This is a genomic window from Streptomyces sp. NPDC059853 (assembly GCF_042731495.1).
In the GTDB taxonomy this organism is placed as follows: Bacteria; Actinomycetota; Actinomycetes; order Streptomycetales; family Streptomycetaceae; genus Streptomyces.
This window is the reverse complement of record NZ_JBHWJL010000056.1, coordinates 1-23,800: the sequence shown is the minus strand read 5'-3', so window position 1 is coordinate 23,800 and position 23,800 is coordinate 1. Positions and strand designations below refer to the sequence as shown.

Genomic DNA, 23,800 nt, shown 5'->3' with positions numbered 1-23,800 from the left:
CGCGCGGCTCCTTGCAGATCGCGTTTGTGCGCTCGGATGTCGCGCGCGAGCTGCGCCATGCCGCCCGGGGGTGGGGCGATGGGCTCCCCCGAGAGATCCAGGTACATGTGGGTGCAGGCGGCCCCGATCGCGGCGTTGAAGTCGGCGAAGGGCTCCAACTGCAGCGCGGTGTGCAGGAAGGTCGCGGCCCGGGAGACCGTCTCTTCGTAGTACGGCTCGTCGGCGAACCGCTCGTAGCGATGGCGCTCGGCCATGCACTGGAGGGCGCCCCAGTCCCTGATCGGGGTGTTGGGCGGGCTGACGTCCAGCTGGACGTTCAGCACCCACCCCGCGTCCACGTAGAGGGTCACCGCAGACCCTCCGGGAACTCCTGCTCGAACTCCGCCTTGTACTCACGGGCGTACTTCACCGCGCCCTCGACGAAGCGCTGCTTGAGGCGTCTGCGCACCACATCCTCGGTCAGTATGTCGTGCGCCAGCCGCTTGATCGCCACCCCGCGCTCCTTGGCCTCGGCTCGCAGCTCGGCCAGTTCTTCCTCGGTGAATTCGATCGTGATCCCAGGCATGTGCCGCACCCTAGTGGCGCTGCTACCGCTCCTGCAACCGAACACGGTAGCGATGCGCCGGGGCGACCCCGGCCTGACCGCGCGAGCTGCGCGGATCTGTTCGTTCGCGTGCGCATGCGTGCAGACGTCTTGACAGCGCCGTGACCGGTTGGCAACACTCCCGGCGAATCAGCAAGCGCTTGCACGTGTCGTGCGCATGATTAATGAATCGATTCACGTCGATCGGTTCACGGGCACCGCCATGCCACCGCACACCCCGCACGCGCTCCGTACCCACCCACCACATAGGAGTGATGATGGGCGGAAGTGCTGCTCCACCGGCCCCCGGACACCGGGACGGCCACCGACCCCACCGGGGCCCCGGCCCGCTGCGGACCGTGATCACGGCGGTCGCCGCCGCCGCGACCGCCGTGGTGGGCCTCGCCCTGCCGGCTCAGGCGCGGGCCGCCGAACCGGTCACCGTGTACCTCGCCAGTGACTCCACCGTGCAGACCTACGACCCGTACTGGGCCCCGCAGGCGGGCTGGGGCCAGGTCCTCGACCGCTTCTTCACCGACGACGTCACCATCGCCAACCACGCCATCGGCGGGCGGAGTTCGCGCAGCTTCATCGAGGAGGGGCGGCTCGACTCCATCCTCGACGTCATCCGCCCGGGCGACTACCTCTTCGTGCAGTTCGGCCACAACGACGCCACCGTCGACCGGCCCGAGCGCTACACCCCGCCCGACGACTACAAGGAATACCTGCGCCACGACTACATCCGCGGCGCCAAGGAGCGCGGCGCGATCCCGGTGATCGTCACCCCGGTGTCGCGGCGCTCCTTCGACCCGGCCACCGGCAGGTTCAACGTCTCCTTCCCGCAGTACGTGGACCGCGCCATCGCGGTCGCGCAGGAGGAGAACGTCCCGCTGATCGACCTGTCCGCGTCCTCCCGCGCCTATCTGGACGGCATCGGCCCGGAGGAGGCCAGGTCGGTCTTCCTGCACGTGCCGGCCGGTGTCTACCCCAACCGGCCCACCGGGACCGTGGACGACACCCACTTCCAGGAGTACGGCGCCATCCAGATGGCCCGGCTCGTCGCCCAGGACGTCGCCCGGCTCGACACCCCGCTGGCGAGCCGCGTCACCGGTGCCGGTACCCCGGGCGCGGTCCCGGAGCGGCCCACCGGGCTGGCCGCCCGGGACATCTCCGACCAGGGCGCCCGGCTCACCTGGGACGCGGTCCCCGGCGCCGACATCTACCGCGTCCAGCGCAAGCCGCGGGGCGCACCCGAGGACGCGTACACCCTGGCCGCCACCTCCACTCTCCCGCTCGCCGATGTGATGGGGCTCGCGGCGGGCAGCGCGTACGAGCTGCGGGTGATCGCGGTGAACGCCCAGGGGGCGTCCGCTCCGTCCGCCCCGCTGACCCTGACCACCCGCTCCCCGGAGTACCGCTTCGACTTCGGCCCGGTGGGCCAGGTGGTCGCGGAGGGCTGGACCGGGGTGGACACCGGGGCGCTGTACAGCGCCGAGCGCGGCTACGGCTTCGTCTCCACCGCCGGGGTGATCGACCGCGACCGGGGCGCCGCGCTGGACGCGGTGCGGCGGGACTTCGTCGCGTACTTCGGCGGCAGCTACGCGTTCCGGGTGGACGTGCCGGACGGCACCTACGCGGCCACCGTCCAGGTCGGCGATCTGCTCGGCTCGGCCAGGACCCAGCTGGCCTTCGAGGGCCGGGACGCCGGCGGGGTCTCGGCCGGCGGCGGCAGCGTCACCACGGCCACCTTCACCGGGATCACCGTTTCCGACGGGCAGTTGACCGTCACCGTCTCGGGGCAGACCGCGCACCTCAACGGTCTGGAGCTGACCCGGACCGGCTGAGCCGCCCGGTCCCCCCTGTTCGTGGCCCCGGCACGTCGCCGCGCGGCACGCGACCGCGCGCCGGGGACCGCCGTACCGCACCACCCGGCGCCAACCCGCACCAACCCGCACCAAAGGAGCACGGATGCCTTTCCGAGCCGCAAGCGTCCGAAGATCAACCCGCACCCTCACCGTCGCCGCCCTCGCCGCGCTGGCCACCGCCGCCTCGCTGCTGACCGCCCCGGCCGGCACCGCCGCGCCCGGCGGCAAGCCCTCCCCCGCCCCGGTGCGGGCGATGGAGCAGCTGGACCGGGCCCCCGTCGCCGTACTCACCGAGGACGGGGTGTACGTGGGCTGGCGGATGCTCGGTCTCGACCCGGACCACATCTCGTTCCACGTCTACCGGGACGGCGAGCGCATCACCCGGCAGCCGCTGCGCGGCGCCACCAACTACACCGACCCGGACGGCACCGCCGACTCCCGCTACCGGGTGGCCGTCGTCCAGGGCGGCAACGGGCCGCGCGGCGAGAGCACCGAGGAGTTCGGTGTCTGGTCGCAGCAGTACCGCGACATCCCGGTCAACCGGCCGGCCGGCGGGACGACCCCGGACGGAGAGGAGTACACCTACCACCTGGGCGACGCGAGCGTCGGCGATCTGAACGGTGACGGCCGCTACGAGATCGTCCAGCTGTGGTCGCCGAGCAACGCCAAGGACAACTCGCGCTCCGGGTACACCGGCAACGTCTACATCGACGCCTACACCCTGGACGGCGAGCAGCTGTGGCGGATCGACCTGGGCCGCAACATCCGGGCCGGCGCACACTACACGCAGCTGATGGTCTACGACCTCGACGGTGACGGCCGGGCGGAGGTCGTGGTGAAGACGGCGGACGGGACGGTCGACGGCACGGGGGCGGTGCTCGGCGATCCGGCGGCCGACCACCGCAACTCGGGCGGGTACATCCTGTCGGGGCCGGAGTTCCTGACGGTCTTCGACGGCCCGACCGGCGCCGCCGTGGAGACGATCGACTACTCCCCCGGGCGCGGGAACGTCGCCGACTGGGGCGACGGCTACGGCAACCGCGTGGACCGGTTCCTGGCGGGGGTGGCGTATCTGGACGGGGAGCGGCCCAGCGTGGTCTTCGCGCGCGGCTACTACACCCGGACCGTGCTGGTGGCGTACGACTACCGGGACGGCGCGCTGCGCGAGCGCTGGACGTTCGACTCGAACGACTGGGGGCGCGCGTACGAGGGGCAGGGCAACCACAGCCTGTCGGTGGCCGATGTGGACGGCGACGGGCGGGACGAGATCGTCTACGGCCAGCTGACGCTCGACCACGACGGGACGCCGCTGTACAACACCGGACTCGGGCACGGCGACGCGCTGCACGTGGGCGACTTCGACCCGTCCCGCCCGGGGCTCGAGGTGTTCGGGGCGCACGAGAGCATGGCGGCGTCCGGGAACCGGGGCGCGACATTCCGGGACGCGGCGACCGGCGAGATCCTGTACGACATGCCGGCCACCCGGGACACCGGGCGGGCGGCGGTCGGTGACATCGATCCGACGCATCCGGGCGCGGAGGGCTGGGCGGTGACGGCCACCGGGGCGTGGAACTCGCGCGAGGGCGAGCTGCGCGCGGCGGACGGGACGCTGCTGAGCACCTCCATCCCGTCGGCCAACTTCATGATCTGGTGGGACGCCGATCCGCTGCGGGAGATCCTGGACCACACCTTCGACGAGGCGAACGACCCGGCCGGTGAGCCGTTCATCGCCAAGTGGGACTGGGTGAACCAGGAGCAGGTGGAGATCTTCCATCCGGAGGGCGTGTACTCCAACAACTGGACCAAGGGCACGCCGGTGATCCAGGCGGATCTGTACGGGGACTGGCGGGAGGAGGTCGTCTACCGCACGCAGGACGACTCGGCCCTGCGGGTGTTCACGACGGTGGACGAGACGGATCTGCGGCTGCGCACGCTGATGCACGATCCGCAGTACCGGCTGGCGATCGCCTGGCAGAACGTCGCGTACAACCAGCCGCCGCACCCGTCCTTCTTCCTCGGGGAGGGCATGGAGCGGCCGGCCGGGCCGCGTATCAGCTATGTGCCGGCCCCGCGGGACCGCTGACTCCCAGCAGCTCCCATAACTGCGCAGGTCAGCGCAGGAATCACCAGGATCCAACAGGGTCCGACGTCACCGGGCGGCCCGATCACGGGCCGCCCGGCCGTGTCGCCGGCCCCTCGAACATGTCGTCGGCGTTTCCGAAAAGTTATCCGCCGCCCGGTTGCCGGAGCAGGCCCCGGCTGTATTGTAACGATTCACTTCGGGTGTCACCGGGGGCCGGTAAGGCGTTGAGAAGCCATTGACACCTCCCGTGGAGTGCCGTTGTGCATAACGGAGCAAGGAGGCTCTACATGTCATTCAAGAAGACCGCGCTGCGTGGTCTTGCGATCGCCGTAGCCGGATCTCTGGCCCTTACGGCGTGTGGCTCCGACGGTGGCAGTGGTGACGGCGGGAATGTCACCCTCAAGTTCACCTGGTGGGGCGGCGACGAACGGGCCTCCCGTTATGAGCAGGCCATCGATCTGTTCGAGGACCAGAACCCGGGCATCAAGGTCCAGACCTCTTTCGCCGCGTTCCCCGACTACTGGACACAGCGCTCCACGGACGCCACCTCCGGCGAACTCCCCGATGTCTTCCAGATGGACGCCTCCCGGCTCCTGGAGTACGCGGGCTCCGGTCTGCTGCTCGGTTTCGACGACTACGCCGGTAACCAGCTGGACGTCTCGCAGATCGACGCCGAACTCCTCAGCTCCGGCGAGGCCAATGGCGAACTGGTGGCCATCCCCACCGGCACCAATACCCTCACCCTGATGTACAACCCGGATCTCATCGAGGAACTCGGCCTGGAGATACCGGACTGGGACTACACCTGGGACGAGTACTTCGCCTTCGTCTCCGAGGTGACCGCGGCCGGCGCGGACCACAGCCCGCGCGTGTACGGCGCCGACGACCCCACCATGGTGTGGTGGCTGTTCATGCAGCACCTGGTGCAGCAGGGCATCGAGCCGTTCAGCGAGACCGGTGAACTGAACTTCACCGAGGACGACATGCGGGAATTCATCGACAGCGCGGCCGCCCTGCGCTCCCCCGACGACCAGTTCTTCCCCGCCGAGCGGACCGAACAGCTGGACCCGCTGGGCGGTTTCACCAACGGCGAGGCCGTGATGGAGTTCCACTGGGACAACTTCATCCACAACTACTCGCACGACCTCGGCAGCGACAACATCCAGCTGATGCCGGTGCCCAGCGGCGCCGACGGCCAGAAGCACATGTTCTTCAAGCCCACCATGCAGCTGAGCATGGGCGCCAACACCAAGCACCCCGAAGAGGCCGCCCTGCTGGTCGACTTCCTCATCAACTCCCCCGAGGCCGGCGCCATCATCGGCACCGACCTGGGTGTGCCGGCCTCCGCCGAGCGGCTGGACGCCCTGGAGATCGAGCCGGGCAGCCTGGACGCGCGGGTCATCGAGTACCAGCAGCGGGCCCGGGACGAGGGCTACATGACGGCCACGGTGCCGTTCCAGCCCGAGGGCTTCGGCGCGGTGGAGACCGAGTACGTCGAGGTGCTGGCCGCCGAGTTCGGCTTCTACCGGATCGACTCCGACACCTTCGTCCAGCGCTGGTTCTCCGAGGCGGGCAACCACCTCGTCCGCTGACCGGTATCCCCGGAGTCCCTCACAGACGCACCGAACGGATGATTCCTCGTGTCACTCACGCATGAGGCGTCCCGGGAATCGGCGAACAGCACCCCCGCCCGGCGGCCGCGCCACGGGCGGCCGCCGCGGCGGGGTGCTGAGACCCGGGCCGGCTACGCCTTCCTCGCCCCCTGGCTGCTGGGCTTCATCACCCTGACAGCCGGCCCGATGATCGCCTCGCTGTACCTCTCCTTCACCAACTTCCACCCGATCCGGGACTGGGGCTGGATCGGGTTCGACAACTTCACCCGGCTCTTCGACGACCCGCGCTTCATGGACTCGGTGCAGGTCACCGGCCTGTACGCGATCGTCGGCACCCCGATCAAGCTGGCCGCCGCACTGGCCGTGGCGATGCTGCTGAACAACCGGCGGCGCGGCCAGGGCACCTACCGCTCGCTCTTCTACGCGCCCTCGCTGATCGGCGCCAGTGTCTCCATCGCCATCATCTGGAAGGCGATGTTCAACGACCAGGGCATCGTGGACGAGATCGGCCAGTTCTTCGGGATGAAGCCCGGTGGCTGGGTCGGCAACCCGGACATGACGCTGCCGATGATGATCCTGCTGGCGGTGTGGCAGTTCGGCGCCCCGATGGTGATCTTCCTGGCGGGTCTGAAGCAGATCCCGAACGAGCTGTACGAGGCCGCCGACGTGGACGGCGCGGGCCCGCTGCGCAAGTTCTGGCGGATCACGCTGCCGATGCTCTCGCCCGTGCTGTTCTTCAACCTGGTGCTGGAGACCATCAACTCCTTCCAGGTCTTCGCCTCCGCCTTCATCATCTCCGGCGGCAAGGGCGGTCCCGCGAACTCGACGCTGTTCTACACGCTGTATCTCTACCAGCGCGGCTTCGGCCAGGGGCAGCTCGGTTACGCGGCGGCCATGGCGTGGCTGCTGGTGATCGTCGTCGGCATCATCACGCTGATCTTCTTCAAGACCTCGAAATACTGGGTGCACTACGGCGGGGAGACACGATGAGCAACACCACTCCCACCCTCACCGGGGAAACACCCCCGCCCGCGCCGCCGGTCGCCGGGAACCGTTCCGTCCAGGCACAGGCGGCGCGGCGGAAGGCGAAAGTGCGCGGGGGCGCCAGAACCGTCCTGTTCCACGGGGTCACCTGGGCGCTGGGCATCGTGATGCTCTATCCCGGGGTGTGGATGCTGCTGTCCTCGTTCCGGCCGACGAATCAGATCATCGGCGAGGTCGGGCTGATTCCCCGGGAAACCACGCTGGACAACTTCACCCGGGCCTTCGAGGGCATCGGCGGGGTGTCCTTCTGGACCTTCTTCAGCAATTCGATGATTCTCGCCGTCGGTTCCGTGGTGGGTGTCTGTCTGTCCTGCTCGGTGGCGGCCTATGCCTTCGCGCGGATCGAGTTCCCGGGCCGGAAGCTGTACTTCGGGCTGATGATCGGCACGCTGCTGCTGCCGTTCCACGTGGTGATCATTCCGCAGTTCATCATGTTCAACGAACTGGGCTGGACGGATTCCTACATCCCGCTGCTGATCGGCAAATTCCTGGCGGCCGAGGCGTTCTTCGTCTTCCTCATGGTGCAGTTCATGCGCGGGGTGCCGCGCGAACTGGACGAGTCGGCGCGCATCGACGGCGCGGGCCACGGCCGGATCTACTGGTTCATCATGCTGCCGCTGATGCGGCCGGTGCTGGCCACCGCCTCGATCTTCGCGTTCATCTGGAGCTGGAACGACTTCCTGGCGCCGCTGATCTATCTGCGCAGCCCGGACAAGTACCCACTGCCGCTGATGCTGCGCCAGTTCTCCGACCAGACCTCGGTCTCGGACTACGGCGCCCAGATGGCGGCGGCCGTCCTGGCGCTGGCCCCGGTCATCATCTTCTTCATGCTGTTCCAGCGCTATATCGTCGACGGTGTGGCGACCTCGGGTCTGAAGGGCTGATCGGGCATGGCGAGCAGGACCGGCGAGGGCGGCGGGATCAGGGCGGGGCTGACGCTGTTCGGCGAGGTGGTGATCACCGGCGTGCTGGTGACCGTCCTGGCCGCGCCGCTGATCACCGCCGTCCCGGCGCTCGTGGCCGGCACCGCGCACCTGCGGCGCCAGCTGACCGGCGACAGCGTGCGGCTGGCGGACGTGTGGGCCGACTTCACCGCCGCCTGGCGCACCCTGTGGCCGCTGGCGCTGGCCTTCCCCGTCGCCGTCCTGCTGCTGCTGTGGAATCTGTCGCTGGCCGAGACCGGGCTGCTGCCGGGCGGGCCCGCCGTCTACGCGCTGTCGCTGGTGCACGGCGGCGCGCTCGCGGTGCTGCTGCTGCGGATCGCGGCCCGGTGGCACCCGGACACCCATCTCGGCGCGGCGGTGCGCGACGCGTTCACCGACATCCGGGACGATCTCTCCGGTTCGCTGCTGCTGGTCCTGGCGGCGGCGATGTGCGTGGTCTTCGTGTGGATGCTGCTGCCGCTGGCCCTGCTGGTGGGCGGTCTGCTCGCGCTGGCGGCGCTGGGGGTGGAGCACCGCTTCGCGGCCAGGACGGCGGCGGCCGGAGCGGACGGCGCGGAGTCCGAGGAGAGCGCCGCCGTCCGCTGACCGGTGGCGGGGCCCGGCGCCGGGGCGAGGGCCTACAGCCCGCCCCGGTGAGTCATCAGGATCCGCTCCAGCTCCCGCGCCGCCCGGGGCGGGGAGACATCGCCGCGGTGCGCCACCGAGACCGTACGGTGCAGCCCGGGCGCCGCGAACGGCGTCGTCGGCAGGCCGGAGCGGGCGGCCACCATGCTCGGCACCACCGCCACCCCGAGCCCGGCCCGCACGAAGCCGAGCACCGCGTCCATCTCCCCGCCCTCCACGCTGAAGACCGGCTCGAAGCCGGCCTGCTGGCACGCCGCCACCGTCAGCTCCCGCAGGTCGTAGCCGCGCCGGAACATCACCAGCGGCACCTCCCGCAGATCCGCCACCCGGGCGTGCCGCCGCCCCCGGACCGGTGAGGGGCCGCCGGGCGGCGAGATCAGCACCAGTTCCTCGCGCAGCAGCTCGCCGGTGACCAGCGCCGGGGCGTCCGCCTGGAGCGGGGTGATCACCAGTGCCAGATCGAGTTCGCCGGACGCCAGCAGCCGTACCAGGTCCCGCGAGCCGCCCTCGTGCACCAGCAGGTCGACGCCCGGGTAGCGGTCCTTGAAGGTGCGCAGCACATCCGGCACCAGTGAGGCGCACAGGCTCGGGGTGGCGCCGAGCCTGACCCGGCCGCGCCGCAGCTGGGCCACCTCCTGCACCTCGCGGCGGGCGGTCTCGGTGTCCGCAAGGATCCGCCGGGCCAGCGGCAGCAGCGCGGCGCCGGCGTCGGTGAGCCCGATGTGGCCGCGCGCCCGGTGGAACAGCTCGGCGCCCAGCTCCCGCTCCAGCGCCTTGATCTGCTGGGAGAGCGAGGGCTGGGCGACGTGCTCGCGCTCGGCGGCCCGGGTGAAGTGCCGGGTCTCGGCGACGGCGGTGAAATACCGGAGCTGCTGGAGCTGCATGACCGCACCCTACCCGGCATGATAGGCACAGGCTATCGGGATCAGCTGTTCTATGTCTTGGACGGATCGCGGTCCGGCTCCCTACGGTCAGGTGTCATGGCTCTGGCGACGCGGACAGGCAGCCGCAGCATCCCCGCCCTCATCTGGCGGTCCACCATCGGCAAGAAGACCGTGATGGCCGTCTCCGGGCTGATCATGCTCCTCTATCTGATCAGCCACATGCTCGGGAACCTGAAGGTCTTCTTCGGCCCCGACGAGATGAACGCGTACGCCCAGTGGCTGCGCACCATCGGCGAGCCGTTCCTCAAGCACGAGTGGTTCCTGTGGATCGCCCGCGTCGTCCTGCTGACCGCCGTCATCGCGCACGGCGTGGCCGCCTACCAGCTCAGCCGCCTCGATCGCGCGGCCCGCCCGGTGAAGTACGCGCACACCCGGCGCCGCACCAGCTACGCCACCCGCACCATGCGCTGGGGCGGGGTGATCCTGGCCCTGTTCATCGTCTGGCACATCCTGGACCTGACCACCGGCACGGTGAACCCGCACGGCGTGCACGGCGAGGCGTACGAGAACGTCGTCGCCACCTTCAGCACCTGGTACGGCAACGTCATCTACATCGTGGCGCTGGTGGCCGTCGGCCTGCACATCCGGCACGGCCTGTGGAGCGCCGTGCAGACCCTCGGGCTGGGCAGCCGCACCCGCGACCGCGCGCTGCGCGCCACCGCCACCACCGTGGCGCTCGTGCTGACCGCCGGCTTCGTGTCCGTCCCCGTCGCCGTCATGACCGGAATCGTGAGCTGATATGTCCTCCTTCACCGAGCCCACCGGCTACAGCGACTACACCACCGCCGAGACCCCGCTGCGCGACACCGCGGCCCCCGGCGGCCCGATCGCCGAACGCTGGGACCGCCGCCGCTTCGAGGCCAAGCTGGTCAACCCGGCCAACCGCCGCAAGCACACCGTGATCGTCGTCGGCACCGGCCTGGCCGGCGGCGCGGCCGGCGCCACGCTCGCCGAGGCCGGGTACCACGTCGAGCAGTTCTGCTACCAGGACTCGCCGCGCCGCGCCCACTCCATCGCCGCGCAGGGCGGCATCAACGCCGCCAAGAACTACCGCAACGACGGCGACTCCATCCACCGGCTGTTCTACGACACCGTCAAGGGCGGCGACTTCCGCGCCCGCGAGTCCAATGTGCACCGGCTCGCCCAGGTGTCGGTGGAGATCATCGACCAGTGCGTGGCCCAGGGCGTGCCGTTCGCCCGCGAGTACGGCGGGCTGCTGGACACCCGCTCGTTCGGCGGCGTGCAGGTCTCCCGTACCTTCTACGCCCGCGGCCAGACCGGGCAGCAGCTGCTGCTCGGCGCCTACCAGGCGCTGTCCCGGCAGATCGACGCGGGCACCATCACGATGCACGCCCGGACCGAGATGCTGGACCTGATCGTGATCGACGGCCGGGCGCGCGGCATCGTGGCCCGGGATCTGCTCACCGGACGCATCGACACCTATCTCGCCGACGCGGTGGTGCTGGCCTCCGGCGGCTACGGCAACGTCTTCTACCTCTCCACCAACGCCAAGAACTCCAACGCCACCGCCATCTGGCGCGCCCACCGGCGCGGCGCGTACTTCGCCAACCCCTGCTTCACCCAGATCCACCCCACCTGCATCCCGCGCTCGGGCGAGCACCAGTCGAAGCTGACCCTGATGAGCGAGTCGCTGCGCAACGACGGCCGCATCTGGGTGCCCAAGCGGGCCGGGGACTCCCGGCCACCGGCCGAGATCCCCGAGGACGAGCGGGACTACTACCTGGAGCGCCAGTACCCCTCGTTCGGCAATCTGGTGCCGCGCGACATCGCCTCGCGCGCCGCGAAGAAGGTCTGCGACGAGGGGCGCGGGGTGGGCCCCGGCGGGCAGGGCGTCTACCTGGACTTCGCCGACGCCATCGCCCGGCTGGGCCGGGACGCGGTCGAGGCGCGCTACGGCAACCTCTTCGAGATGTACGAGCGGATCACCGCCGAGAACCCGTACGAGGTGCCGATGCGGATCTACCCGGCGATCCACTACACCATGGGCGGGCTCTGGGTGGACTACGACCTCCAGACCACCGTGCCGGGGCTGTTCGCGATCGGGGAGGCCAACTTCTCCGACCACGGCGCCAACCGTCTTGGCGCCTCCGCCCTGATGCAGGGCCTGGCGGACGGCTACTTCATCCTGCCCGCCACGCTCGCCGACTATCTGGCGCGCACCGCGGGCCTGGAGGAGGTGCCCGCCGACCATCCGGCCGTCTCCGAGGCGGTGTTCGAGGTCAGTGACCGGCTCTACCGGCTGGTGTCGAACAACGGCGACCGCACCCCCGACTCCTTCCACCGGGAGCTGGGCACCCTGCTGTGGGACCACTGCGGGATGTCCCGCACCGAGGAGGGGCTGCGCGAGGCGCTGGCCCGGATCCCGGCGCTGCGGGCGGAATTCTGGCAGCGGATCAAGGTCACCGGCTCCGGGCAGGAGCTGAACCAGTCGCTGGAGAAGGCGAACCGCATCGCCGACTACCTGGAGCTGGCCGAGCTGATGTGCCTGGACGCGCTGCACCGCTCCGAGTCCTGCGGCGGCCACTTCCGCGAGGAGTCGCGCACCCCGGACGGCGAGGCGGAGCGCCGGGACGAGGAGTTCTCGTACGCGGCGGCCTGGGAGTTCCGGGGGACGGGCGCCCCGCCGGTGCTGCACCGCGAGGAGCTGACCTTCGAGTACGTCCACCCCACCCAGCGGAGCTACGCATGACCACGATGAATCTGACCCTGCGCATCTGGCGCCAGGCGGGCCCGGACGCCGAGGGGCGGCTGACGACGTACCAGGTCTCGGGGATCTCGCCGGACATGTCGTTCCTGGAGATGCTGGACACCCTCAACGAGGAGCTGATCCTGGCGGACGAGGAGCCGGTGGCCTTCGACCACGACTGCCGGGAGGGCATCTGCGGCGCCTGCGGGATGGTCATCAACGGCGCCGCGCACGGCCCGGAGCGCACCACCACCTGCCAGCTGCACATGCGGAACTTCTCCGACGGCGACACGATCGACATCGAGCCGTGGCGGGCGGCGGCCTTCCCGGTGGTGAAGGACCTGGTGGTGGACCGGTCGGCGTTCGACCGGATCATCGGCTCGGGCGGCTACATCACCGCCCCGACCGGCAGCGCCCCGGAGGCGCACGCCACCCCGGTGCCCAAGCCGGACGCGGACACGGCGTTCGAGCACGCGGAGTGCATCGGCTGCGGGGCGTGCGTGGCGGCGTGCCCGAACGGTTCGGCGATGCTGTTCACCTCGGCGAAGGTGGTGCACCTCAATGTGCTGCCGCAGGGCGCCCCGGAGCGCGAGAGCCGGGTCCTGGACATGGTGGGCACGATGGACGCCGAGGGCTTCGGCGGCTGCACCAACACCGGCGAATGCGCGACGGCCTGCCCCAAGGGCATTCCGCTGACCTCGATCACGGCGATGAACCGGGAGTACCTGCGCGCGGTGCGCAAGCGCTGAGGGTTTCCGGGCCCGGCCGCCACCCGCACCGGGGCGGCCGGGCGGCCGGTCACGGCGCGCTGGGGGCGGGATACGCCTGGGGTACCGGGCCCCGCGCGTAGGTGTCCAGCTGGAAGCGGGTCAGCCGGCGGACGACGAGGATCGCGAGAACGGCGGCGATCAGCCCGAGCAGATCGCTGACGATGGTGGTGCTGATCTCGCGCCGGATCTCGTTCAGTTGCTCATCCCTGCTGAGGTCGCCGCCGCTGGTGACGCTCAGCGGGCCCACCACGGTCGAGAAGACCCACACCAGCCACCAGCCGGTGAGCAGTCCGGTCCGGTCGGCCTCGTTCTGGGGCGCGCTGGCCTTCCAGACGTCATTGGCGATCTTCTTCGGGAACCAGAAGCTCACGATCGGCACCAGCCAGCCACCGATCGCCCAGCCCCGCTTCATGCGGTGGCCGTACGGGGCGAACACCTCCGCGTTCACCCGGATCCGGTAGAACCACATGAGGAAGACGATCCCGGTGGCCAGCAGCGCCAGGGCCTGGAGCAGCCCCGACACGCCGTAGAAGGTGTCGGCGGCTTCGGCGGTGTCCAGACTGACGAAGCGGCCCTCCTCCAGGTCGGAGATGAGGTTCATCATGCGGCCGCCGGCGAGCAGGGCGAGGGTCCACACGGCGATGCAGATCCCGAGCAGCACGGTGGCGGCCGTCGCCAGCCCCCGGGGGTCCTGGTACTGGGCGAAGCCGTGCGGCGGCTGAGCGCCGTAGGGCGGCATGCCCCCGTGCGGCGGCGCGGGGTAGGGCGGTGTGCCGTACCCCTGCGGGGGCTGGGGGACGCCGCCGGGCGGCGGCGGGGCGTACGGCGACTGCGGCTGCGGCTGCGGCTGCGGCTGCGGCTGCGGCTGCGGGGCGCCCTGGTGGGGCGGCGGGACGGCGGCCGGGGCGCAGGCCGCGCACCGGCCCTCCGGTGTCGCCGCCGGCCGCTGCCCGCAGTTCCGGCATGGCTGTGTGGTCATGTACCGCCCCCCGTAAGCCCGTTCATACGATTGCGGGCTGACTCTAACAGTCCGGCCCGACACGCTCCGCGACCCGGGGCCCGGACGGGGCAGGACCCGGCCCCGTGCCCTACCGGACGGGATGACCCGCGGCCCGCAGAGTGTCCTTCACCTCGCCGATCCGCAGATCCCCGAAGTGGAACACCGAAGCCGCCAGTACCGCGTCCGCGCCCGCCGCGACGGCCGGGGGGAAGTGGTCGAGCCGGCCGGCGCCGCCGGAGGCGATCACCGGGATGCTCACCCGCTTGCGCACCTGCGCGATCATCGCGGTGTCGTAGCCGTCCTTCGTGCCGTCCGCGTCCATCGAGTTGAGCAGGATCTCCCCGGCGCCCAGGCCGGCCGCCCGCTCCGCCCACTCCACCGCGTCGATGCCGGTGCCGCGCCGGCCGCCGTGCGTCGTCACCTCGAACCCGGAGTCCGTCACCGTGCCCTCCGGGCAGCGGCGCGCGTCCACCGACAGCACCAGCACCTGGCTCCCGAACCGCTCGGCGATCTCCCCGATCAGCTCGGGGCGCGCGATCGCCGCCGTGTTGACGCCGACCTTGTCGGCGCCCGCCCGCAGCAGCCGGTCCACGTCGTCGGTGGTCCGCACCCCGCCGCCCACGGTCAGCGGGATGAAGACCTGCTCGGCGGTGCGCCGCACCACGTCGTAGGTGGTCTCGCGGTTCCCCGAGGAGGCGGTGATGTCCAGGAAGGTCAGCTCGTCGGCGCCCTCCGCGTCGTACACCTTGGCCATCTCCACCGGATCCCCGGCGTCCCGCAGGTTCTGGAAGTTGACGCCCTTGACCACCCGGCCCGCGTCCACGTCCAGACAGGGGATGACCCGTACCGCCAGACTCATGACGCCTCGCTCCGCTCGCTGCCCCGGTACGCCTCCAGCTCCACGGTGACCAGCACCCGCGGATCGACGAACCCGGCCGTGACCACCACCGTCGACACCGGCCGCACCGCCCCGAACAGCTCGCGGTGCGCCCGCGCCACCTCCTCCACGTCCCGGACGTGGCTGAGATACATCCGGGTGCGGATCACCGCCTCGGCGCCGATGCCGAACGGCTCCAGCGCGGCCACCGCCTCGCTGAAGGCCGCCCGGGTCTGCTCATAGGCCTCGTCCGTCGCCGACACCCCGCCGTCGTCGGCCAGCGGCGCGGTCCCGGACACCAGCACCCGGTCGCCCGCCGCCACGGCGCGTGCCGCGCCGAGCGAGTCCTCCCATGTCCCACCGCCACCGCTCATACGGTCTTCAGCGCCTCCTCCAGCGTGAACGCCTTCGCGTACAGCGCCTTGCCGACGATCGCGCCCTCCACGCCCAGCGGCACCAGGGTGGCAAGAGCCCGCAGGTCATCCAGGGACGACACGCCGCCGGAGGCCACCACGGGCCGGTCGGTCGCCGCGCAGACGTTCTTCAGCAGCTCCAGGTTGGGGCCCTGGAGGGTGCCGTCCTTGGCGATGTCCGTCACCACGTAGCGGGCGCAGCCCTCCGCGTTCAGCCGCTCCAGCGTCTCGTACAGATCGCCGCCGTCCCGGGTCCAGCCGCGCCCGCGCAGCGTGGTGCCGCGCACGTCGAGGCCCACCGCGATCCGGTCGCCGTACTCGGCGATGACCTTCGCCACCCACTGCGGCGACTCCAGCGCGGCGGTGCCCAGGTTGACCCGGGTGCAGCCGGTGGCGAGCGCCGCCGCCAGCGAGGCGTCGTCGCGGATCCCGCCGGACAGCTCGACCTTGATGTCCATCGTCCGGACGACCTCCGCGATCCGCTCGCGGTTGTCGCCGGTGCCGAACGCCGCGTCCAGGTCGACCAGGTGCAGCCACTCGGCCCCGGCCCGCTGCCACTCCAGCGCGGCGGCCAGCGGGTCGCCGTAGGAGGTCTCCGACCCCGACTCGCCGTGCACCAGGCGCACCGCCTGCCCATCCCGTACGTCGACGGCGGGCAGCAGCTCCAACTTCGCAGCGTTCATCACAGCGTCTCAATCCAGTTCTTCAGCAGCTGGGCACCGGCATCGCCGGACTTCTCCGGGTGGAACTGCGTCGCGGACAGCGGGCCGTTCTCCACCGCCGCGACAAAGGGCGCACCGTGGGTGGCCCAGGTGACCAGCGGCGCGCTGAGGGCCTCGTTGTGGGCTTCCAGCTCCCAGTCGGCCACCGCGTAGGAGTGCACGAAGTAGAAGCGGTCCTCGGCCGACAGGCCGGCGAACAGCCGGGAGCCGGCCGGCGCGGTCACCGTGTTCCACCCCATGTGCGGGACGACGTCGGCGGTGAGCGGGCCGACGGTGCCGGGCCACTCGTCCAGGCCCTCGCTCTCCACGCCGTGCTCGATGCCGCGCGCGAAGAGGATCTGCATGCCGACGCAGATGCCCAGCACCGGCCGTCCGCCGGCCAGCCGCCGGCCGATGACCCAGTCCCCGCGCGCCGCGCGCAGCCCCGTCATGCAGGCGGCGAACGCGCCGACCCCGGGCACCAGCAGTCCGTCGGCGTTCAGCGCGGTGTCGAAGTCCCGGGTGATCTCCACCCGGGCGCCGGCCCGGGCCAGGGCGCGCTCGGCCGAGCGGATGTTGCCGAATCCGTAGTCGAAGACGACCACCGACGGTGCCGTCACTCCCACACCTCCAGCAGCGCGACCCCGGCCAGCACGCACATCAGCGCGCCGAGGGCGAGCAGCAGCGTGACGCCGCGCGGCATCTTCTGCTGGATGAAGGAGAACGTGCCGCCGCCCAGGAAGAGCCCGCCCGCGAACAGCAGCGTGGAGGCCCAGGTCACAGCGCGCCCTTCGTCGAGGGGATGCCGGTCTGCCGGGGGTCGATCTCGCTCGCGTAGCGCAGTGCCCGGGCCAGCGCCTTGAACTGGCACTCCACGATGTGGTGCGCGTTGCGCCCGTACGGGACGTGCACGTGCAGGGCGATCTGCGCCTGGGCGACGAACGACTCCAGGATGTGCCGGGTCATCGTCGTGTCGTACGACCCGATCATCGGCGCCATCCCCTCCGGCTCGGTGTGCACCAGATACGGGCGCCCGGACAGGTCCACCGTCACCTGCGCCAGCGACTCGTCCAGCGGCACCGAGGCGTTGGCGAAGCGGACGATGCCCACCTTGTCGCCGAGCGCCTGCCGGAACGCCGCGCCCAGCGCGAGGGCGGTGTCCTCAATGGTGTGGTGGGTGTCGATGTGCAGATCGCCCTCGGTCTTGACCGTGAGGTCGAACAGGCCGTGCCGGCCCAGCTGGTCGAGCATGTGGTCGTAGAAGCCGACCCCGGTCGACACATCGACCTGCCCGGTGCCGTCGAGGTCGATCTCGACGACGACCGAGGTCTCCTTGGTGGTCCGTGCCACCCGCCCCACGCGGCTCATGGGCGTTCCTCGCTCTCTGGTGCTGCTTCCTGCGTGTCCTTGAGCGCGGCGCGTACCGCATCCAGGAAGGTGTCGTTCTCGGCGCGGGTCCCGACGCTGACCCGCAGCCGTCCCGGTACGCCGTTGTCCCGGATGAGGACGCCGTGCTCCAGCACCTTCTCCCAGAAGGCGTGCGGATCGGCGAAGCGGCCGAACTGGATGAAGTTGGCGTCCGAGTCGGTCACCTCCAGGCCCATCGCGCGCAGTTCGCGTACCAGCCGGTCGCGCTCGGCCTTCAGCTCCTCGACGTAGCCGAGCAGGGTGGCGGAGAACTCCAGCGCGGCGTGCGCGGTGGCCTGGGTGACGGCGGAGAGGTGGTACGGGAGCCGGACCAGCTGCACCGCGTCCACCAGCGCCGGGTCGGCGGCGAGGTAGCCGAGCCGCAGCCCGGCCGCCCCGAACGCCTTCGACATGGTGCGGGAGATGACCAGGTTCGGCCGGCCCTCGATCATCGGCAGCAGCGAGGGCCGGTGGCTGAACTCGGCGTACGCCTCGTCCACCACCACCAGCGCGCCGTGCCGGCCCTTCGCCGCCGTCTGCGCCGCGTCGTACAGCGCCCGGACGGTCTCCGGCGCCACCGCGGTGCCGGTCGGGTTGTTCGGCGAGCAGATGAACAGCACATCGGGCCGCTGCTCGGTGATGAAGTCCACCGCCGCCGGCTCGTCGATGGTGAAGTCGTGCGCGTCCCGGCCGCCGGAGACCCACCCGGTGCCGGTGCCGCGCGCGATCAGCGCGTGCATCGAGTACGAGGGGTCGAAGCCGAGCGCGGTGCGCCCGGGGCCGCCGAACGCCTGGAGCAGCTGCTGGAGGATCTCGTTGGAGCCGTTGGCCGCCCACACCTGGGTCGGCCCGACGCGGTAGCCGGTGGTCTCCGTCAGATAGCCGGCCAGCGCCGTGCGCAGCCCCACCGCGTCGCGGTCCGGGTAGCGGTTGAGGCCGCGTGCCGCGTCGGAGACGCGTTCGGCGATGCGGCGCACCAGCTCCTCGGGCAGCGGGTACGGGTTCTCGTTGGTGTTCAGCCGCACCGGCACATCGAGCTGCGGTGCGCCGTAGGGGCTCTTGCCGCGCAACTCGTCGCGCAGCGGCAGGTCGTCGATTCGGGTGGTGCGGGTCACTTGCTGTCCGGAACCTTCCAGTCGAACCTGGCTTTGACGGCCGCGCCGTGGGCCGGCAGGTCCTCCGCCTCGGCGAGGGTGACCACGTGCCCGGCCACGTCCGCCAGCGCCGCGCGGTCGTAGTCCACCACGTGGATGCCGCGCAGGAAGGACTGCACGGACAGGCCCGAGGAGTGGCAGGCGCAGCCGCCGGTGGGCAGCACGTGGTTGGAGCCGGCCGCGTAGTCGCCGAGCGAGACCGGCGCGTACGGGCCGACGAACACCGCGCCCGCGTTGCGCACCCGTGCGGCGACGGCGGCCGCGTCCCGGGTGAGGATCTCCAGGTGCTCGGCCGCGTAGGCGTCGACGACCGCGAGGCCGTGCTCGATGTCGTCCACCAGCACGATGCCGGACTGGCGCCCGGTGAGCGCCGCCGTCACCCGTTCCTGGTGCTTGGTGACCGCGACCTGGGTACGGACCTCGGCCTCGACGGCCTCCGCGAGCCGCGGGGAGTCGGTCACCAGGACGGCGGCGGCCAGTTCGTCGTGCTCGGCCTGGCTGATCAGGTCGGCGGCGACGTGGCGCGGCTCGGCGCTGTCGTCGGCCAGGATCGCGATCTCGGTGGGCCCGGCCTCGGCGTCGATGCCGATCCGGCCCTTGAGGAGCCGCTTGGCGGCGGCCACGTAGACGTTGCCCGGCCCGGTCACCAGCTGCGCCGGGCGGCACTCGTCGGTGCCGTAGGCGAACATGGCGATCGCCTGGGCGCCGCCCGCCGCGTACACCTCGTCCACGCCGAGCAGCGCGCAGGCCGCCAGGATGGTGGGGTGCGGCAGCCCGCCGTGCTCGCGCTGCGGCGGCGAGGAGAGGGCGAGTGAGCCGACGCCCGCCTCCTGCGCGGGCACCACGTTCATCACCACGGAGGACGGGTAGACCGCCTGCCCGCCGGGCACGTACAGCCCGACGCGCTCCACCGGCACCCAGCGCTCGGTGACGGTGCCGCCGGGCACGACGCGGACGGTGGAGTCCGTACGCCGCTGGTCGCGGTGGACCAGCCGGGCGCGCCGGATGGACTCCTCCAGGGCCGCCCGCACCGCGGGGTCGAGGGTGTCGAGGGCCGCGCGGATGTCCTCCACCGGGACCCGGACCCGCTCGATCTCCACCCGGTCGAAGCGCCGCGCGTACTCGATCAGCGCCGCGGTGCCGCGATGGCGCACGTCCTCGCAGATGGGCCGCACCTTCTCCAGGGCGGCCTCGACGTCGAGTTCGGCGCGGGGCAGCAGGTCACGGTCGATCACACCCTGCGACGAGGGCGCATCGCGCAGATCGATTCGGTTCAGCACGGGTCCAGTCTCTCAGACGGCCGTGACCGGGCGATCGGGCGTTTCACCATACGGTCCGGGGGCCGGCGGCGACCCACCGTCACGGGGGCGCGCACAGCCAGTAGGCTGGCCGGTCGTGACGACCACGCGCCTGCCCCTCTTTCCGCTCAACACCGTGCTCTTCCCCGGGCTCGTGCTGCCGCTGAACGTCTTCGAGGCGCGCTACCGGGCACTGATGCGGGATCTGCTGGACCTCCCCGAGGACGGACCACGCCCGTTCGGGGTGGTCGCGATCAGGGACGGGCACGAGGTGGCGCCCAGCGCGATCGGCCTGCCCGACCCCGCCGAGTTGCCCGAGGCGGGTCCGGCGGCGGGGTTCGCCGCCGACCCGATGGACTCCTTTCACCCGGTCGGCTGCATCGCGGACGCCTCCACCATCCGGCCGCGCGCCTCCTCGGCCGCCGCCGTGCTCGCCGAGGAGGGCGAACCGGGCGCCGCGGTGGACGGGTACGAGGTGCTGGCCACCGGCACCACCCGGTTCCGTTTGCTGTCGGTGGAGACCGGCGGGCCCTATCTGACGGCGGAGGTGGAGACGCTGCCGGAGGAGCCCGGGGAGGGCGCGGGGGCGCTGGCCTCGGGGGTGCTGCGGGCGTTCCGCGGCTACCAGAAGGAGCTGGCGGGGGCGAACGAGCGGACGCTGGCCTCGGGTCAGGAGCTGCCGGACGACCCCTCCGTGGTGTCGTACCTGGTGGCGGCGGCCACCGTGATGTACACGGCGGACAAGCAGCGGCTGCTCCAGGCCCGGGACACCGCCACCCGGCTGGCCGAGGAGCTGAAAATCCTGCGCCGGGAGACCACGCTGATCAGTAGGCTCCCCTCGGTCCCGGGCGCCGAGTACACGCTGCGCCCGACCAGCCTGAACTGAGGGGACGCGGCGGCGGTGGCGAAGAAGAAGCGGCAGGGCGGGGCGGGCGGCACCCCGGCGACGGTGGCGGCGAGCGCGGCGGGGGTGCGGTTCACGCTGCACGCCTACGACCACGATCCGGGGACGGCCTCCTTCGGTGAGGAGGCGGTCTCGGCGCTGGGCAACGATCCGCGCCGGGTGTTCAAGACGCTGGTCGCCGAGGTGGACGGCGCGCTGACGGTGGCGGTGGTGCCGGTGGCCGGTTCGCTGGATCTGAAGGCGCTGGCGGCGGCGGTGGGCGGCAAGCGCGCGGTGATGGCCGACCCGGCGGCGGCGGAGCGCACGACCGGCTACGTACGGGGCGGGATCTCCCCGCTGGGGCAGCGCAAGCGGCTGCCCACCGTGCTGGACGCCTCGGCGGCCGGGCACGAGACGGTCTTCGTCTCGGCGGGCCGGCGGGGTCTGGAGATCGAGCTGGCCCCGGCGGATCTGGCCGCCCTCACCTCGGCGGTGACGGCGCCGATCGGCAGGGACTGACGGCCGCGGGGCCGGGGACCGGCCGGGGCGGTCCTCAGCCCTTCCAGCGCGGGAACTCCTGGCCCGGGGCGGGCAGCGGTGTGCGCGGGGCCCACAGCGCGGTGCACAGCAGATGCGCGCCGACCGCGCCGAACGGCAGCCCGGTCAGGACGCCCTTGGCCTCCAGTTTCAGCGGCGCGTCGAAGACGACGCCCTCCCCCACCCGGCGCGCGTGCGCCACCAGGTCCTGCTCGGGGCCCAGCCAGACGCCGACGCGCCAGGCGAGGAAGGCCCCGGCCACCGCGCCGGCGGCGAGCCCGAGGACCTCGGCGATCCCGCCCCGGCGGCGGCGCAGCCAGAAGACCAGCGCCCCGGTGACGGCCCCGACCGCGAGCCCGGCCAGCAGGAACGTGCCGTCGATGGCGATGGCCTGCTGCCCCTCGGAGTTCTGGAGCATGACGGCCCGGCCGTTGGAGACCACCGGGACGCGGGGCGCCAGCAGCGGCCACAGCACGCCGAGCGCGAGCCCGGCCAGCACGGCGACGGGCAGCCCGACCAGCAGGGCGGTGCGTATGTCCCGTCCCCACCGCGGGCGCGGCCGCTCGGGCGGCGCGGCGGGAACCGACCAGGGGTCATGGCCGCCGCCCGTGCCGGGCGTGCGGTGGTCCTCGGAGGGCTGGGGCGCGATCACCCTCACATCCTGCCAGCCCCGGCCACCTGTTCGGGTGCGGGGACGGCCGTTCGGGCGTATGAACGGATCGTCCGCCGGGACCGGTCAGGCGGGGCGGCTCACGGCGGCCCGCCGGTACGCCCAGGTGGCCAGCGCGAGCGCCAGCACCCCGACCCCGGCGCACACGGCCAGGTTCACCAGCACCACGCCCCAGTCGGGGCCGGGCCGCAGCACCTCGGCCAGCGCCTCCACCCCGTAGGTGGACGGCAGCAGCTCCCGCAGCCAGCGCACCGGCTCCGGCAGCCGCGCGGCGGGCAGCACGCCCAGCAGCAGCGCCGCCGACATGCCCAGCTGCCCGCAGAGCGTGGCCAGCTCCGCCCGGGGCGCGAGCAGTCCGAGCGCCGCGCCGAGGCCGGCCAGCGCCGCCCCGGCGAGCGGGATGACCGCCAGCAGCACCCACAGCCCGCCCAGCGGCAGCTGGTACAGCAGCGCCCCGGACACGGCGGTGACGACGACGCCGGGCACGGTGAAGGAGGCGTAGGCGGCGGCCGTCCCCAGCGCCACGGCGGCGGCCGGCACGGGCAGCGTCGCGTAGTGGTCGATGCCGCCGCCGGCCCGCAGTTGCCCGAAGTACTGGGCCAGCAGGTTGAGCGCGACGAACGCCACCACCAGGACGGCGGAGCCGGCGACCACCGCGCGGGCCTCGTCCCCGCTGCCGCCGGCCACGACGCCGCGCATCAGGACCATGATCCCGATCGACTGGAAGGTGGCCACGAACAGCAGCGGGATCCGGGCCACCCGGGCCCGCGACAGCTGCGCGACATAGACGGCCCGCAGCGCGGGCCACACCCGCACGGCGGGAGCCAGCGGATGGGGAACGGCGCTCACGCCCGTACCAGCCCCTCCCCCTGGCCGCCGAGGGCCAGGTAGACGTCCTCCAGGGTCGGGGTGGCGAGTGTGAAGTCGTCGAGGGCGGCGAACGCCGGGCCCGTGGTCACCTCGGTCACCGCTGCCCGCGCCCGCTCCGGCGGCAGCCGCAGCGTCCAGCGGCGCCCCGCCTCCACCGCCCCGGGCCGCAGCGCGGCGACGGCGGGCAGCCACAGCGGTGCCTCGTCGCGCCACACCAGGTCGAGCCGCACCTCGTCGCCGACCAGCGCCTTGAGACCGCCGGGTGTGTCGCAGGCGATGACCCGGCCGGTCTCCAGCACCGCCACCCGGTCGAGCACGGTCTCCGCCTCGATCACGTTGTGCGTGACCAGCACCACGGTGGTGCCGTGCTCGGCGCGCCGCCGGTCGATGGCGGCCCACACGGCGCGCCGTGCCACCGGGTCCATGCCGGTGGTGGGCTCGTCGAGCACCAGGACCGGCCGGCCCGCCACCAGGGCGGTGGCCACGCAGGCGAGCCGGCGCTGGCCGCCGGACAGCTGCTTCAGCGGCCGGCCGGCCAGCGGGCCCAGGCCGAGTTCGTCGAGGACGGCGTCGCGTTCCCGCCGGGCCGCGGCCGGTTCCAGACCGCGCAGCCGGCCGGTGGTCTCGGCGGCGAGCGCCACCGTCAGCTCGTCCAGCGCCCCGGACTCCTGTCCCAGGTACGCCAGCAGCCGGGCGGCCCGGCGCGGGTGCCGCACCAGGTCGTGGCCGAGCAGGTCGATGCTGCCGCGGTCGGGCCGCAGCAGACCGGTCAGCTGCCGTACCAGGGTGGTCTTGCCCGCGCCGTTGGGGCCT

General features: G+C 72.1%; 25 protein-coding genes and 1 pseudogene. 11 read left to right on the top strand and 15 right to left on the bottom strand.

Going from position 1 to position 23,800, the window contains the following annotated elements; all coding sequences use genetic code 11:
* Together ACFV5N_RS09075 and ACFV5N_RS09070 are read right to left on the bottom strand one after the other, a co-directional pair.
* Nucleotides 1–350, bottom strand: a 350-nt coding sequence (locus tag ACFV5N_RS09075; protein ID WP_385596132.1) for a hypothetical protein, incomplete at its 3' end; no start/stop codon positions are given.
* Nucleotides 347–565, bottom strand: a complete 219-nt coding sequence (locus tag ACFV5N_RS09070; RefSeq protein WP_019433604.1) for a hypothetical protein — start codon at nt 563–565, stop codon at nt 347–349. The genes ACFV5N_RS09070 and ACFV5N_RS09075, both read right to left, overlap by 4 nt.
* A 377-nt stretch (nt 566–942) precedes the next feature.
* On the opposite strand from ACFV5N_RS09070, the gene ACFV5N_RS09065 reads away from it, so the two are divergent.
* From ACFV5N_RS09065 to ACFV5N_RS09040, 6 genes are all read left to right on the top strand, one after another.
* Entirely contained in the window at nt 943–2,427 is a 1,485-nt protein-coding gene (locus tag ACFV5N_RS09065; RefSeq protein ID WP_385596130.1) for a GDSL-type esterase/lipase family protein, read from the top strand.
* Between the two features lie 124 nt (nt 2,428–2,551).
* Nucleotides 2,552–4,531, top strand: coding sequence for a rhamnogalacturonan lyase (locus tag ACFV5N_RS09060; protein WP_385596128.1), 1,980 nt, complete (start codon nt 2,552–2,554; stop codon nt 4,529–4,531).
* Between the two features lie 287 nt (nt 4,532–4,818).
* Nucleotides 4,819–6,123: an ABC transporter substrate-binding protein gene (locus ACFV5N_RS09055; RefSeq protein WP_385596125.1), complete on the top strand. Its 1,305-nt coding sequence runs from the start codon at nt 4,819–4,821 to the stop codon at nt 6,121–6,123.
* 48 nt (nt 6,124–6,171) lie between these two features.
* Complete coding sequence (locus tag ACFV5N_RS09050; RefSeq protein ID WP_385596122.1) at nt 6,172–7,134, top strand: carbohydrate ABC transporter permease; 963 nt, start codon at nt 6,172–6,174, stop codon at nt 7,132–7,134.
* The gene (locus ACFV5N_RS09045) at nt 7,131–8,072 is read left to right on the top strand and encodes a carbohydrate ABC transporter permease (protein WP_385596119.1); all 942 of its coding nucleotides are present in this window, start codon (nt 7,131–7,133) and stop codon (nt 8,070–8,072) included. Before ACFV5N_RS09050 ends, ACFV5N_RS09045 begins: the two co-directional genes overlap by 4 nt.
* 6 nt (nt 8,073–8,078) lie before the next feature.
* Nucleotides 8,079–8,717 carry a hypothetical protein gene (locus tag ACFV5N_RS09040; protein WP_385596116.1) on the top strand — a complete coding sequence of 213 codons (639 nt, stop codon included), beginning with the start codon at nt 8,079–8,081 and terminating at the stop codon, nt 8,715–8,717.
* Nucleotides 8,718–8,749: 32 nt separating this feature from the next.
* Here ACFV5N_RS09040 and ACFV5N_RS09035 read toward each other — a convergent pair whose 3' ends face one another.
* Nucleotides 8,750–9,640, bottom strand: coding sequence for a LysR family transcriptional regulator (locus tag ACFV5N_RS09035; RefSeq protein WP_385596114.1), 891 nt, complete (start codon nt 9,638–9,640; stop codon nt 8,750–8,752).
* 96 nt (nt 9,641–9,736) lie between these two features.
* Here ACFV5N_RS09035 and ACFV5N_RS09030 point away from each other — a divergent pair, with 96 nt between their 5' ends.
* The 3 genes from ACFV5N_RS09030 to ACFV5N_RS09020 are packed head-to-tail and all read left to right on the top strand — an operon-like array spanning nt 9,737 to nt 13,156.
* Entirely contained in the window at nt 9,737–10,438 is a 702-nt protein-coding gene (locus ACFV5N_RS09030) for a succinate dehydrogenase cytochrome b subunit (RefSeq protein ID WP_385596111.1), read from the top strand.
* Nucleotide 10,439: 1 nt separating this feature from the next.
* Nucleotides 10,440–12,410: a fumarate reductase/succinate dehydrogenase flavoprotein subunit gene (locus tag ACFV5N_RS09025; protein ID WP_385596108.1), complete on the top strand. Its 1,971-nt coding sequence runs from the start codon at nt 10,440–10,442 to the stop codon at nt 12,408–12,410.
* Nucleotides 12,411–12,415: 5 nt separating this feature from the next.
* Nucleotides 12,416–13,156: a succinate dehydrogenase/fumarate reductase iron-sulfur subunit gene (locus ACFV5N_RS09020; protein WP_385596138.1), complete on the top strand. Its 741-nt coding sequence runs from the start codon at nt 12,416–12,418 to the stop codon at nt 13,154–13,156.
* 49 nt (nt 13,157–13,205) lie between these two features.
* Here the strand turns inward: ACFV5N_RS09020 and ACFV5N_RS09015 are convergent, their stop codons facing one another.
* From ACFV5N_RS09015 to hisD, 9 genes are all read right to left on the bottom strand, one after another.
* Nucleotides 13,206–14,156, bottom strand: coding sequence for a DUF4328 domain-containing protein (locus ACFV5N_RS09015; protein WP_385596106.1), 951 nt, complete (start codon nt 14,154–14,156; stop codon nt 13,206–13,208).
* A gap of 109 nt (nt 14,157–14,265) precedes the next feature.
* Nucleotides 14,266–15,036 (bottom strand): imidazole glycerol phosphate synthase subunit HisF, encoded by a 771-nt coding sequence (gene hisF, locus ACFV5N_RS09010; RefSeq protein ID WP_375065369.1) that lies wholly within the window; start codon nt 15,034–15,036, stop codon nt 14,266–14,268.
* Nucleotides 15,033–15,428: a Rid family hydrolase gene (locus tag ACFV5N_RS09005; RefSeq protein WP_385596104.1), complete on the bottom strand. Its 396-nt coding sequence runs from the start codon at nt 15,426–15,428 to the stop codon at nt 15,033–15,035. The genes hisF and ACFV5N_RS09005 overlap by 4 nt, the downstream gene beginning before the upstream one ends.
* The gene (gene priA / locus ACFV5N_RS09000; protein WP_385596101.1) at nt 15,425–16,150 is read right to left on the bottom strand and encodes a bifunctional 1-(5-phosphoribosyl)-5-((5-phosphoribosylamino)methylideneamino)imidazole-4-carboxamide isomerase/phosphoribosylanthranilate isomerase PriA; all 726 of its coding nucleotides are present in this window, start codon (nt 16,148–16,150) and stop codon (nt 15,425–15,427) included. The genes ACFV5N_RS09005 and priA overlap by 4 nt, the downstream gene beginning before the upstream one ends.
* Complete coding sequence (gene hisH, locus ACFV5N_RS08995) at nt 16,150–16,788, bottom strand: imidazole glycerol phosphate synthase subunit HisH (protein WP_385596098.1); 639 nt, start codon at nt 16,786–16,788, stop codon at nt 16,150–16,152. The genes priA and hisH overlap by 1 nt, the downstream gene beginning before the upstream one ends.
* Nucleotides 16,785–16,949, bottom strand: a complete 165-nt coding sequence (locus ACFV5N_RS08990) for a hypothetical protein (protein ID WP_019433645.1) — start codon at nt 16,947–16,949, stop codon at nt 16,785–16,787. Before ACFV5N_RS08990 ends, hisH begins: the two co-directional genes overlap by 4 nt.
* Nucleotides 16,946–17,536: an imidazoleglycerol-phosphate dehydratase HisB gene (gene hisB / locus ACFV5N_RS08985; RefSeq protein ID WP_019433646.1), complete on the bottom strand. Its 591-nt coding sequence runs from the start codon at nt 17,534–17,536 to the stop codon at nt 16,946–16,948. Before hisB ends, ACFV5N_RS08990 begins: the two co-directional genes overlap by 4 nt.
* Nucleotides 17,533–18,690 (bottom strand): histidinol-phosphate transaminase, encoded by a 1,158-nt coding sequence (locus ACFV5N_RS08980; protein WP_385596094.1) that lies wholly within the window; start codon nt 18,688–18,690, stop codon nt 17,533–17,535. The genes hisB and ACFV5N_RS08980 overlap by 4 nt, the downstream gene beginning before the upstream one ends.
* Complete coding sequence (gene hisD / locus ACFV5N_RS08975; protein ID WP_385596091.1) at nt 18,687–20,009, bottom strand: histidinol dehydrogenase; 1,323 nt, start codon at nt 20,007–20,009, stop codon at nt 18,687–18,689. Before hisD ends, ACFV5N_RS08980 begins: the two co-directional genes overlap by 4 nt.
* A gap of 115 nt (nt 20,010–20,124) precedes the next feature.
* Between hisD and ACFV5N_RS08970 the strand changes: the two genes are divergently transcribed.
* The gene (locus ACFV5N_RS08970) at nt 20,125–20,913 is read left to right on the top strand and encodes an LON peptidase substrate-binding domain-containing protein (protein WP_385596088.1); all 789 of its coding nucleotides are present in this window, start codon (nt 20,125–20,127) and stop codon (nt 20,911–20,913) included.
* A gap of 15 nt (nt 20,914–20,928) precedes the next feature.
* A complete protein-coding gene (ybaK, locus tag ACFV5N_RS08965) occupies nt 20,929–21,429 on the top strand; it encodes a Cys-tRNA(Pro) deacylase (RefSeq protein ID WP_385596085.1) in 501 nt (166 codons plus the stop codon).
* A 34-nt stretch (nt 21,430–21,463) separates the two neighbouring features.
* Here ybaK and ACFV5N_RS08960 read toward each other — a convergent pair whose 3' ends face one another.
* The 3 genes and pseudogenes from ACFV5N_RS08960 to ACFV5N_RS08950 form a co-directional block, all read right to left on the bottom strand.
* Nucleotides 21,464–22,099 (bottom strand): ABC transporter permease, encoded by a 636-nt coding sequence (locus ACFV5N_RS08960; RefSeq protein ID WP_385596082.1) that lies wholly within the window; start codon nt 22,097–22,099, stop codon nt 21,464–21,466.
* 84 nt (nt 22,100–22,183) lie between these two features.
* Entirely contained in the window at nt 22,184–23,125 is a 942-nt protein-coding gene (locus tag ACFV5N_RS08955; RefSeq protein ID WP_385596135.1) for an ABC transporter permease, read from the bottom strand.
* A 257-nt stretch (nt 23,126–23,382) separates the two neighbouring features.
* Nucleotides 23,383–23,748, bottom strand: a pseudogene (locus ACFV5N_RS08950) (ATP-binding cassette domain-containing protein); the annotation flags it as partial.
* Nucleotides 23,749–23,800: the final 52 nt, after the last annotated feature.